The sequence below is a fragment of the Amycolatopsis sp. NPDC059021 genome (assembly GCF_042739895.1).
Lineage (GTDB): Bacteria > Actinomycetota > Actinomycetes > Mycobacteriales > Pseudonocardiaceae > Amycolatopsis.
The window spans coordinates 117,148-128,729 of sequence record NZ_JBHYIQ010000018.1 but is presented as its reverse complement, the minus strand read 5'-3'; the positions used below and the strand labels follow the sequence as shown (position 1 = coordinate 128,729).

The 11,582-nt window shown below is 68.2% G+C and carries 10 protein-coding genes; 6 read left to right on the top strand and 4 right to left on the bottom strand.

Annotation, left to right across the window (positions count from 1 at the left end):
* Positions 1-96: 96 nt before the first annotated feature.
* Positions 97-633, bottom strand: coding sequence for a MarR family winged helix-turn-helix transcriptional regulator (locus ACFWX1_RS13755; RefSeq protein WP_378387073.1), 537 nt, complete (start codon positions 631-633; stop codon positions 97-99).
* Positions 634-764: 131 nt separating this feature from the next.
* Complete coding sequence (locus ACFWX1_RS13750) at positions 765-1,625, bottom strand: LysR family transcriptional regulator (RefSeq protein ID WP_378387072.1); 861 nt, start codon at positions 1,623-1,625, stop codon at positions 765-767.
* A 277-nt stretch (positions 1,626-1,902) separates the two neighbouring features.
* On the opposite strand from ACFWX1_RS13750, the gene ACFWX1_RS13745 reads away from it, so the two are divergent.
* Entirely contained in the window at positions 1,903-3,111 is a 1,209-nt protein-coding gene (locus ACFWX1_RS13745; RefSeq protein ID WP_378387071.1) for a sedoheptulose 7-phosphate cyclase, read from the top strand.
* A gap of 17 nt (positions 3,112-3,128) precedes the next feature.
* Here ACFWX1_RS13745 and ACFWX1_RS13740 read toward each other — a convergent pair whose 3' ends face one another.
* Complete coding sequence (locus ACFWX1_RS13740) at positions 3,129-3,944, bottom strand: SDR family NAD(P)-dependent oxidoreductase (protein ID WP_378387070.1); 816 nt, start codon at positions 3,942-3,944, stop codon at positions 3,129-3,131.
* A gap of 141 nt (positions 3,945-4,085) precedes the next feature.
* Between ACFWX1_RS13740 and ACFWX1_RS13735 the strand changes: the two genes are divergently transcribed.
* The 5 genes from ACFWX1_RS13735 to ACFWX1_RS13715 are packed head-to-tail and all read left to right on the top strand — an operon-like array spanning position 4,086 to position 10,209.
* The gene (locus ACFWX1_RS13735) at positions 4,086-5,255 is read left to right on the top strand and encodes a M24 family metallopeptidase (RefSeq protein WP_378387069.1); all 1,170 of its coding nucleotides are present in this window, start codon (positions 4,086-4,088) and stop codon (positions 5,253-5,255) included.
* Positions 5,252-6,034: an HpcH/HpaI aldolase/citrate lyase family protein gene (locus tag ACFWX1_RS13730; protein WP_378387068.1), complete on the top strand. Its 783-nt coding sequence runs from the start codon at positions 5,252-5,254 to the stop codon at positions 6,032-6,034. Before ACFWX1_RS13735 ends, ACFWX1_RS13730 begins: the two co-directional genes overlap by 4 nt.
* 26 nt (positions 6,035-6,060) lie before the next feature.
* Positions 6,061-7,029 carry a RimK family alpha-L-glutamate ligase gene (locus ACFWX1_RS13725; RefSeq protein ID WP_378387067.1) on the top strand — a complete coding sequence of 323 codons (969 nt, stop codon included), beginning with the start codon at positions 6,061-6,063 and terminating at the stop codon, positions 7,027-7,029.
* Positions 7,029-8,207 (top strand): hypothetical protein, encoded by a 1,179-nt coding sequence (locus ACFWX1_RS13720; protein ID WP_378387066.1) that lies wholly within the window; start codon positions 7,029-7,031, stop codon positions 8,205-8,207. The genes ACFWX1_RS13725 and ACFWX1_RS13720 overlap by 1 nt, the downstream gene beginning before the upstream one ends.
* Positions 8,208-8,235: 28 nt before the next feature.
* Entirely contained in the window at positions 8,236-10,209 is a 1,974-nt protein-coding gene (locus ACFWX1_RS13715; protein ID WP_378387064.1) for a protease pro-enzyme activation domain-containing protein, read from the top strand.
* 58 nt (positions 10,210-10,267) lie between these two features.
* Here the strand turns inward: ACFWX1_RS13715 and ACFWX1_RS13710 are convergent, their stop codons facing one another.
* Entirely contained in the window at positions 10,268-11,539 is a 1,272-nt protein-coding gene (locus ACFWX1_RS13710) for an aminotransferase class V-fold PLP-dependent enzyme (RefSeq protein ID WP_378387062.1), read from the bottom strand.
* Positions 11,540-11,582: the final 43 nt, after the last annotated feature.

Here is an 11,582-nt window from a genome sequence, read left to right as displayed (position 1 = left end):
CATACTATATTATGCTGTTCTTTCTTTTGAGTGCGCGTGCGCGAGAGCCCTCGGCCCTCTTCGGTTGTGGCCCTCCACCGCGCCGCCACGCCGCGGTCAGGGCTTCGGCGGGCGGGTGGTGTCGTCGGGGTTTTCGAGGGAGACGAGCAGTGTGCGCAGGTCGTCGTTGAGCCGTCGCATGCGGGTGGGGGAGAGCACCGAGAGCAGCGCGCTCTCGGCCTCGGTCTTGGCGCCGAACACGTGGACCGCGCGCTCCCTGCCGTCGTCGGTCAGCGCCACGAGCACCGACCGCCGGTCGCCGGGGTCGGGTTCCCTGGTCACCCAGCCCTTGCGTTCGAGCCGGTTCACCCGGTTCGTCACCGCGCCCGAGGTCAGCTGGAGCTGGGTCATCAGCTGTCCCGCGGACAGCCGCTGGGCGGGCCGGGCGCGGCTGAGGCAGGCGAGCAGTTCCAGCTCCCACAGCTCGATGTCGTGGGGTGCCAGCTCGCGTTTGATCTCGGTTTCCAGCCGGTGCGCCACCCGGCGCAGGCGGTAGGCCAGCGCCTTCGCCTCCAGTGTGGCGGGGGCGTGGAAATCGGTCAGCGCGGCGACGAGCTCGTCGACCTGGTCCTGACCTGGGGCGGGGGAAGTCACTCCCGGATGCTAACAGCGTGGCGGCGCGGGGAAGGAGCGCTGATTCGTCCACTGTGGAGCACCCCGGCCGGACCCGGGTCGTGTCCTTTGTGGATTGCGCGGTGCCGGGCAGGCGTGTGTGCCGCTCCTGGTCAGGCCAGCAGATGCGCCAGGAGTGCCCTGGCGGCCGGGTTCGTGAGCTCCGGCGCGCGGCCCGCGAGCTGGATCGCCCTGGCCAGGCCCGGTTCGAACCGGGCGAACGGCAGCCCCGACCGCTCGGCGACCGGCTCGGGCACGACGCTGATGCCGAGGCCCGCCGCGACGAGGTCGACCAGCAGCGGCATATGGCTCGCCTCGCACACCCGGTTGTGCCGGATCCCCGCCTCGTCGAACTTGCGGCCGATCATCGACTGCAGCCCGCTGCCGGTGAAGTCGACGAACGGCTCGTCGTCCAGCTCGGTGATCCGGACACGGCGCCGCCGGGCCAGCCGGTGACCGGGGTGGCACAGCAGCACCAGGTTCTGGTTCCACCGGGCGAACTCGTGCAGGCCCTCGGGCAGCGGCTCGTCACCGGCCAGAAAGGACAGATCGAGTTCACCGTGGACGACCGCCGCCGACAGCCGAGGGACCAGGCTTTCCCGCACGTGGATGCGGACGCCGGGGTAGCGCACCCGGAACCGCCCGAGCTGGGCGGGCAGGTCCACCACGGTCAGCGTCTGGATGGTGCCGATCGACACCCGGCCGCTGGTCAGTCCCGCCACCGCCGCCACCTCGCCCCGCGCCGCGACGACGTCGGCGACGATCCGGTGCGCGAGCGGCAGCAGGGCGGTGCCCGCCTCGGTCAGTGCCACCCGGCGGGTGGTGCGCTCGAACAGCGCCGCGCCCAGCTCGGCCTCGAGCTTCCGGATCGACGCGCTCAACGCGGACTGGACGACGTGCACTTCCCTCGCGGCGCCGGTGAAGCTCCCGCACCGCACCACGGCGAGGAAGTGCTCGACCTGCCTCAGCTCCATCGATCGATGATATCGCTCAGCCGGCGGATTCGAGCGAACCACGTCGATCACCGGTGCGGGCGACGACGGTCTCGGCGGGATCCTCGGGGCGGAATGGGCGAAAATGTCACATCCGGTGCCTCTTTGCACCTTGACACATAGTAACCGGCTGAAGCGGTTTTACGCTGTGTGCGCGCAAGATCACGACTGGAGGGACAGCGGCGCTTGAACGCCGGTCCGGCGAAACCTCGTTCAGGCGGAACCGCTGATGAACTTCGTGGGAACGAATGGTGATGAAATGCCGCGTCTCAAAAACATGAGTGACGGGTCGTGTGTCAGCGACGTAAGCACTTCGTCATGGCGGGTCGACGCCACCAAGGCGGTCAGTTACGAGGTCCGCTCCTGCGATCGGGTTTTCGACGTGAATCGCCGCGACCTGCTCGAAGTGGGTGGTGCCGCGAGTGACGGCCCGCGGCGCCGTTTCGTCGTCGTCGACAGTACGGTCGACGAACTGTACGGAGACGCGATCAGGGCGTACTTCGATCATCACGAAGTCACCCATCACATTGTTTCGGTGTGCTCGGGTGAACCAGGAAAAGAGATCCCCGCGGCTCTGCGCATAGCGGAGAGTCTCGATGCCTTCGGGATCGATCGCCGGCGCGAGCCGCTGATCGCCATCGGCGGCGGGGTGCTCATGGACATCGTCGGCCTGGTGGCCAGCCTGTACCGCCGGGGAACCCCGTTCGTCAGGGTCCCCACGACGCTCATCGGATTGGTGGACGCCGGGGTCGGTATCAAGACGGGCGTGAACTTCAACGGCCGCAAGAACCGCTTGGGAACCTACGCCCACGCGGACCTCACGCTGCTGGACCGGACGTTCCTGGCCACGCTCGACCGGCGTCATGTCAGCAATGGCATGGCGGAGATCCTGAAGATGGCGCTCATCAAGGATGCCGCGTTGTTCGATCAGCTGGAAAGATCCGGTGAACTGCTCCTGGACGAGAAGTTCCAGGGCGTCTCCCCGGCAGGGGATCGCGCGGCCGTTTCCGTCCTGAACCTGGCCATCGAAAGCATGCTCGAGGAACTCGCGCCGAACCTGTGGGAAGGGGAGCTGGAACGGTGTGTCGACTATGGACACACCTTCAGCCCGACCATCGAGATGCTCGCGTTGCCCGCCTTGCTGCACGGGGAGGCGGTCTGCGTCGACATGGCCTTCACGACAGCGCTCGCCTGCCGGCGAGGACTGGTGGACGAAACGCAGTGCCGGCGCGTGTTCGCCGTGATGGCCGCGCTCGAGCTGCCCACCTGGAATCCGTTGCTGTTACCGGAAGTTCTCGTCGAAGCGCTGACCGACGCGACCAAGCATCGTGACGGGCAACAGCGGCTGCCCCTGCCCGTCGGCATCGGGAAGGCCGTGTTCGTCAACGACGTGGACGGCGGAGAAATCGCCGAGGCCGTGGGGTTCCAGCAGAAGATGGCCGCGGACGTCGCCGCGGAGGCGGCATGATCCGCGGTCATCTCCGTTCACCACAGTGTCTGCCCGCCTTCGATGACGAGGTTGTGCCCGGTCATGTAGTCCGAGGCTTCGCTCGCCAGGTAGACGATCGCGCCCTGCAGGTCGGTGACCTCGCCTATCCGGCCGGCGGGAATGGCCGACACCCATTCTTTCACCAGCGGCGCGAGCGCCTCGGACTCGTCGATCAACGCCGTCCGGATGATACCGGGGGACATGCAGTTGACCCGGATTCCGCGATCGGCCCATTCGGCGGCCAGTGTCCGGGTCAGGGTGACCACGGCTCCCTTGGAAACGTTGTAGGAAACCTGTTTCTGGGGGTGAGGAACGATGAGTGACGCCATGGACGCGGTGTTGACGATCTTTCCGTATCCACGCGCGAACATCACCCTCGCTTCCTGCTGGCAGGCAAGGAAGACACCCCTGATATTGAGGTTGTGGACCATGTCCCATTCTTCCATGGTCGTTTCCTCGGCGGCCGAGTTGAGGTTGACACCGGCGTTGTTGACCGCGATGTCCAGCCAGCCGAACTCCTTGACCACTTCGCCGACGAAGCCTTCGATGGCGGCAGGATCCGCGACGTCGGCTTGGCAGGCCAGGCAATCGACACCCTTGTCCGCCAGTTCGTCCGCGACGCTCTCGGCTCGATCACGGTCGAGGTCGACGACGGCGACCTTCGCCCCGGCCTCGCCGAGCGCGTGCGCGAAGGCGCGGCCGATCCCCTGTCCGCCGCCGGTCACCAGCGCCGTCTTTCCGTCGAGACGGAAGCGGTCCAGCACATTCTTTCCGGCAACGCCGGAATACACGTCGTCAGGTACGGCAGGCATTATCCCGTCCAATTCTGGGTGAGAGAGGAGATGTCACGGCAATCTAGACGAGCGCGGACAGGCCGTCAACCTCGTCATCCACTGTCCACTGTGAACTGAAGTGACCCGTAGCCGAACACGTCACCGTGACCGGAGAAGCCCATGCCCCCGCCTTTCGATCAAGGACGTCTTGACGCGCTGATGGACGAATCCAGCGTCGACGTCGTCATCGCGACCACGCGCTTCGCCCTGGATCATTTGCTCGGCGGGTACCGGTACTTCTTCTTCGCCAATATGGACGCGATCGGCGTTTCCCGGTACCTGCCCGCGCTCGTGTACCCCAAGGGCGCGGCCGACGACGCCTTTTACATCGGGTGTGGCAACGAAGAGTGGGGAACGGCGGTGTTTCCGCTGTGGGTGCCTGACGTGCAGCACCGGTCGTGGTCGAGTGTGGACACCGCCCACGCGATCGCCGAAGGTCTGCGTAAGCGGCACCTGGACCGTGCCACGGTCGCCGTCGAGAAGGCGTTCCTGCCCGCCGACGCCTGGGACGTGCTGCGTGCCGAGCTGCCGGAAGCGTCCTTTGTAGACGCACATCGCATTCTCGAAGGCGTGCGCGCGGTCAAGTCCGCCCGTGAGCTCGACCTGATCCGGGCCGCGTCGGCCGGGATCATCGATTCCATGGAGGCCACCTTCGCCGCGGCTCGTCCCGGCGATACCAAGGCGGAGATCGTCGAGCGGTTCCGCGGGGAACAGACCAGCCGCGGGATGGTGTTCGACTACTGTCTCGTTTCCTGCGGAGCCGAGTTCAATCGCGCTCCGTCGGACCGCGTCTGGCGAGACGGTGAGGCGTTGTCGCTCGACTCCGGGGGCATGTACCGGGGGTACATCGGGGACTTGGCGCGCATGGGCGTCGCGGGCGAGCCGACCCCGTTGATGGTGGACCTGCTGGCCGAGGTCGAGGCGGTCCAGCAGGCGGCGCGGACGCGGGTCGCCGCCGGACTGCCCGGCGGTGAGATCTTCGGTGCGGCGGAAGACGTCCTCGCCGGCTGTGCGCACGCCGAAGAGATGTTCTTCGTCGCGCACGGCATGGGCTTGATCACCCACGAGGCTCCCCGGCTGACCGGGAGCGGGCCCGTTCCCTATCCCGGCGACCACGCCGACGTCGCTCTCGAGGCCGGGATGGTGCTGTCCCTGGAGACCACTTTGGCCCATCCCGAGGTCGGCATCGTGAAGCTGGAGGACACCCTGATCGTCACGGACGAAGGCTGGGAAGCGCCGGGCGACAGCGCCCGCGGCTGGAACCGGCCCCGGACGGGCGGCACGCGATGAACCTCCGCTCCCGGATCATCGGGCGTGCGCCGCTGGCCGGCCTGATCGTCAAGATGCCCGCCCATTCCGTGGTGGAACTGGCGGGGCACACGGGTTTCGACTTCGTGCTGCTGGACACCGAGCACGGATCCGCCGACACCGGCGAACTGGAGCAGCACCTCCGGGCGGCGGACGCGGCCGGGATTCCCGTCCTGGTCCGCGTCGCGGCCACGGACCCCGCGGCGATCCTGCGAGCGCTGGACGCCGGTGCCGCGGGCATCGTCGTGCCGCACGTCTCCACCGCGGAAGCGGCCGAAGCCGCTGTCCGCGCCGCGCATTATCCGCCGCGCGGCGTGCGCGGTCTCGCGGTCAGTACCAGGGCCGGCCGCTATGGGAGCACGTCACTGGCCGATCACCTGGCCAAGGCGTCGCGGGAAACCGTGGTCGTCGTCCAGGCCGAGGACGTCGAGGCGGCGCGGAACTGCGGCGCCATCGCCGCCACCGCCGGAGTCGACGCTGTGTGGATCGGACCGACCGATCTGTCGCTCTCCCTCGGTGTTCCCGGACAGCTGCGGCATCCCACATATCTGGAGACAGTCCGGCACATCACCGCGGCGGTGGCCGCGGCACCGGAATGCGCATTGTGCGCTCTCGTCGGCGACGCGGAAGCGGCGGCCGAGTGGCGTGCTCAAGGCGCGAGCGTGCTGCTGTTCAACCACAGCACTTTGCTGGCCGACAGCCTCCGGAACGCGGTACGGATCCGCGAGAACGGCGCCGGCCGTATCCCCCACGACGAATAAGGCATGAGGCAGAAAGAGGTGGTTCGGTGACGCACAAGCGGATCGCACTGGTGACGTCCACGTGTTTCCCCGAGGACGACTGGGCGGATCGGGACAGCCCGCTGCTCGGCGCATGCCTCGGTGACAAGGGATACGAGGTCGATACCGTCGCGTGGGACGCGCCCGGTGTCCCCTGGCATTCCTACGACCTGGTGGTCCTGCAGTCTCCCTGGATCATGTGGCGGAAGCTGGCCGCCTTCGGTGCCTGGCTGGAGTCGGTCGGCCGGCTGGAAACCGTGCTGGCCAATCCTTACGAGGTGGTCGTCGGGGGAATGAGCAAGTTCTACCTGCCTCGCGTCGAACGCGAAGGCGCGGCCACGATCCCCACGGCGATATTCCGGCCAGGGGACCAGGTCGGTGCCGAGGCCGGCGAACTGCTTGACCGTGCCGAGGCGGACTTCGGCGCCCGAGCGGTGGTTGTGAAACCGATCTCCTCCGGCGGTGCCCTCGGCGCCGTCCGGATAACCGCACCGGCGGAATTGGCGGCGAAGCTCCGGGACTTCGCCGGGGAGGGGACGACCGTCTGCGTGCAGCCCTACATTCCCTCGATCGACACCGCCGGTGAGGTCGGCGCGATCATGATCGACGGCCGGCTTTCGCACGTGATCACCAAGGACGCCATCCTGCAGGAGGGCACGAGCCGGTCGAATTTCCATCCCAACGCGCGGACCGGTTTCGATGAGCACGACACGGACATCGACGATATCTACACCGCTTACAAAGCTTATCTGGCAACGGTGGAAGCCATCCCGGTGTCGGTCCGCCTGGACTTTCTGCGGCACCCGCGCAGCGGGAGGCTCCTGCTGCTGGAAATAGAGTCCGTCGCTCCCGTCAAGTTTCTCGACCTGTATCCGCCGGCGGTCGAAAGCTACGCGGAGGCGCTCGTCGGCCTCCTGGAGCGGACCGAGCGGCAGCGCGGCCTGACCTCGGGCGCCGGGGCGGAATCGGTGTCCTGATGTTGCAGACACTTGATGCACCGCTTCCGGTGTGCTGGAAACACCACGCCGAAACGGCGACGCTCAACGGCGGGGCGGTCGAACTGACACCGCGATACACGCTGCACGCCGCTCCGGTGGCCAGGGCGTCGCAGCGCGCGCTGCGCAACCTCGGCCAGCTGCTGGAAGTCCTGCGTGCCACCGGGCTCACCTTGGGGACGGCGGCGGTGGAGGAGACCACGCCGGCGGGTACCAGCTGGTATCAGGCACTCGACGACGTGAACGGGAAACGGCATTGGGTGCGGGGCGCCGGACTGCGGCTGCTGGCGAACTTCGAGCCGGCCGAGGTGAGATTCTACTCGGGACTGTGCCTGTGGGGAACCGGCGCGATGCGCGCGTTCGCCGGCACCGAAGAGGTGACGCTGACCTCGGGCGACAGCCGGAATGCCCGGCACGTGACCGCCATTACGACGCTGTCCGGGCTGTCGGCCTACGAGGACGTGATGAGCGCGGAACTCACCGGACTGGCGGGTGCGGTGAAACGCGCGACCGCGCTGAGCGTGCATCCGGTGCTGCACTGGGATTTTCCTCCGCTGCACTACCTCGTGGCGCTGCTGGACAACGACGGGCGACCGATGCTGCGGCCCGCGCTGTGGCAGCGGTGGCAACGGGAGGTGGAGGAACGCGCGACGCTGGTCCGCAATCTGCTCTTCGTGCGCAGCCGGGCGGCCGGTTTTCGCATGTCCATCGCACGTTCTCTGGCTGCCCTGCAAGCCGGAGCGCACGGGCGCACCGGCGGCCGGACGCCTGAACAAGCGCTGGCGGTTCTCGCGCGCGATGACGAGGCGTGGCGTGTTGCCGCGTCGGTACGCACTGTGGAGACGTATCAGGATCTGACCCGGCTGGCTTACGCGGTCGAGATGCTGCGCGCGGGCTCTCCCGACCTGCACGGTGCGGCCGGTCGTCTGCTCATCGTGGTCGATGATCCCGCCGAGGCACGGAGCCTGGCGGAGGCCAGGGCCATCGCCAAGGCGGCGGGGTTGCGGATGGCGGCGGTGGGGTTGTACCCGCTGTCGAGGTTGCTGCCGAGCACCGGCGGCAGCCTGCACGCCTGCGGCGCGGCCGCTCGAGTACATAAAGAATTTGTAAGCCCCTGTCTTACGAAAACGAAGTTCTGCCGGACGTACGGTTTCTCCTGAACCAATAACGAAACTGCGAGGAGGAGCGGTGCGTCGGAACAGATTCCGGTGGACGGTCGTGGCGGTCTGCGTCACGGCTCTCACCACCGCAGGAGCAGCGGCCGCGGAAGCGGCCCCTGATCGCGTGCCGCTCGCCGGTACCAAAATGACGTGGGAACTCGTCGACAAGGGACCGGTCCCGGTGGACACTCCGGCGTCGGAGACCGTCTACCTCTCGGTCAAGGACCCGGAAACGCTTGCCCGCCAAGCGAAAGAAGTGTCCGATCCAAACAGCCGCGACTACGGGCGGTTCCTCGGGCGAGACCGGATCCGCGAAAACCACCGGCTCGGCCGGGCGCAGGTCGATCGCGTCCGTGCCTGGCTGACCGGGGCCGGCCTGAGCGTGACCGAGCCGGATTGGCGGCATCTGCAGGTGACCGGCACGTTCGGGCAGCTGAACGCCGCCTTCGCGGTGACCTTCCACGACTACGTCTTCCCGCCCGAGAGCGGGATAAAAGGTCACTACCTGGCACCGCCCACCGATCTGAGCGTCCCGGCCGAGCTGGGCGCACTGGTGCTGGGCGTCGGTCAGATCCCGATCGTCGTGCGGGACGCCGGCCAAGCCGCCGCGCCGCGGCGGTCCGCCGAACGCCGTCCGCACCTGGACGCCGGTGCCACGGCCAAGCAGTGTTCGCAGTACTGGGGAGAACGGCCCGCGACCGGGCTGCCGCAGGTGAACGGCGCGACTCCGCCGTTGGCGCCGTGCGGGTACACCCCGAAGCAGCTGCGACACGCTTACGGCCTCGACAGCCTCGGTGTCACCGGTGCCGGGCAGACCGTCGCCGTGGTGTCCTCGTCGATGGACACCCTCGAAAAGGACATCAACACCTGGTCGGACCGCGTGGGCACGCAACGGCTCCGCCCGGGGCAGCTCACCCGGGTGCCCTCGCCGGACGGCTCGCCGCCGGAACAGCCCGGTAACGGCGGATACGCCGCGATGATCGAGGCCGCCATCGACACCGAGTCGGTGCACGGCATCGCGCCGGACGCGAACATCGTCGCCATCGGGGAATCCACCGCGCAGGGCGGGAGTCTGCTGGCCGGCCTCAGCTACGCGCTGGACCACACCGACGCGAGCATCGTTTCCCTGTCACTGGCCAACGACCCGCCGCCCGGCTTGCGGAAGGCCTTCGACCAGGTCTACCAGGAGGGCGCCCTGCAGGGCGTCGGGTTCTATTTCTGCACCGGTGACGGGGGTTTCCGGCCGAACGACACCGGCGGCGACTGGCTGAACGGCTACGCGGGCAGCGGCTGGGTGACCGCGGTCGGCGGTACTTCGGTGGCGATCGGCCGGGACGGCAAGCGGGTCTGGGAAACCGGCTGGGGCAGCCCGGTCAGCCAGCTGTCCCAGAACGGCGCTTCCTGGGAACAACCGCAGAGCGACGGCGGTACCGGCGGTGGCCGGGCCACCGACCGGCCGCAACCGTGGTACCAGCACGGTGTCGTCCCGGACCGCTACGCCGCCACCCCGGACGGGAACCGCAGCCGGGTCGGCCCGGACGTCGCCTTCGACGCGGACCCGGCGACCGGCATGGTCATCGGCGGCACCCCGCTGGACGGCTCGGAGATCACCGATCCCGGCAGCTGGCACTACGCGGAGCACACCTTCGGCGGAACCAGCCTGTCCACCCCGTTGTTCGCCGGTGTGCAGGCACTCGCCCAGCAGGCCAGGGGCGGCAAGCGATTCGGCTTCGCCAACCCGGTCCTGTACCGGCGGGCGGGCACCTCCGCGTTCCGGGACGTCACGGCCTACCGGCTGCCGAGCGGGGACCCCGCGACCGCGGTGCGCTACCGGTCGAACCCCGGCGGAGGGACGACACCGGAGCTGTACCACTTCCTCGCCACCCAATGGGTCGAGAAGACCGGCACGTACCAGCCTCCCGAGGTCGGCCCCGGGTTCGACACCGAGACCGGGCTCGGTACCCCGGCCGGCGACTACCTGCGGTCCTTCCTCGGTCACTGAGGCGGCGACGCTGTCCTTTTCGGACACGATCCAGTGTGTCCGAAAAGGACAGTATCGGCTAGGCGGCGATCGATCGCACCGCGGTCATCGCACGGTCGATCTCGTGATGGTTGTTGACGATGCCGGCGCCCATGCGGATGGTCTCCTCCGCGTAAGGGGAAGTGGCCACCTTGACGCGGTGGGTTGCCAGCATGGTCACGACCGCGCCGGTGCTGAGGCCGGGGATCTCGAAGCACACGAGGCCACTGGCCATGGCCGGATCTCGCGGGGTGAGCAGCCGGACGCCGGGGGTGCCGGCCAGTTCGTCGCGCAGCCGGGTGTTGAGTTCCCGGATCCGGGCGGCGATGGCGGATCGGCCGAGGCGGTGATGAAACCGGACTGTTTCGGTCAGCGCGAAGATGTTGGCGTAGTCGGTGAAGATGTTGGCGTAGTCGGTGAAGCCACCGGGGGCGACGAAAGACGCCTGGGTGGCGGGCAGGGGATGGTTGCCGAGCCAGCAGTTGTGCAACGTGGTGTCGATTTCGAAGGAGGGGATCGTGGGTGCGATCTGCCGCCATGCCCAAGCCCGTCCGTGCACGACGCCGGTGCCTGCCGGGCCGAGGAACCACTTGTGGGCACCGGCGATGAAGAAGTCGGCGCCCAGGCGGGCGGCCTCCTCGTCCTCCGCGCCGAAGCCCTGGACACCGTCGACGATGAGCAGACAGCGATCGGCTTCGTCGCGGTCGCGGTTGGCCTCGGCGACGATGTCGGCGATCTCCGGCAGCGGAAGCTTCACACCGGTGCGGGAACTGACCCAGGTCAGGCCGAGGCAGCGGGTGCGCGGGGTGAGCGCGGCGTGGACGCTGTCGAGGATCTCTTCCCGGGTCGCGTGGGCGGGGTCGTGGTACAGACCGCATTTACGCACGGTCGCCCCGTTCTTCTCCGCCGCGCGATACACCGCTTGGTGGAGCGAATAATGGGCGTCGGGGGTGATCACCATTTCGGCACCGGCGCGAATGGACAGTCCATTGTAGATCAACGCCAGCCCGGTGGTGGTGCTGGGAACGAAGGCCACCTCCTCGGCGGGTGCGCCCAGATAGCCCGCCATGGCGGCCTTCGCCTGGAAGTAGGGGCTGTCGGCGGCGATCCCGGAGCCCAGTTCGGCCAGATCGCCGAGCAGGAACGACTCCAGCAGGTGCGGATCGGAGTCCAGCAGGGCCCGCCAGTGGTCGGCCGCGGCGCGGACGGCGACCGGTGGCGAGGCGAGGAAGAAGTTCGCCAGATGGATCTGGGACGGGTCGAGACGGAACGCGTTGCGGTGCGCTCGCCACACCGCTTCCGACGCGTCCACAGAGTGGAGGCCTTGCGTTACTGCGGACACGAGTGGTACTCCA

Excerpts from the sequence above, each read along its gene's own strand:
- ACFWX1_RS13735 (WP_378387069.1), top strand. The coding sequence starts at position 4,086 with ATGCCCCCGCCTTTCGATCAAGGACGTCTTGACGCGCTGATGGACGAA.
- ACFWX1_RS13740 (WP_378387070.1), bottom strand. The coding sequence starts at position 3,944 with ATGCCTGCCGTACCTGACGACGTGTATTCCGGCGTTGCCGGAAAGAAT.
- ACFWX1_RS13750 (WP_378387072.1), bottom strand. The coding sequence starts at position 1,625 with ATGGAGCTGAGGCAGGTCGAGCACTTCCTCGCCGTGGTGCGGTGCGGG.
- ACFWX1_RS13745 (WP_378387071.1), top strand. The coding sequence starts at position 1,903 with ATGCCGCGTCTCAAAAACATGAGTGACGGGTCGTGTGTCAGCGACGTA.
- ACFWX1_RS13730 (WP_378387068.1), top strand. The coding sequence starts at position 5,252 with ATGAACCTCCGCTCCCGGATCATCGGGCGTGCGCCGCTGGCCGGCCTG.
- ACFWX1_RS13720 (WP_378387066.1), top strand. The coding sequence starts at position 7,029 with ATGTTGCAGACACTTGATGCACCGCTTCCGGTGTGCTGGAAACACCAC.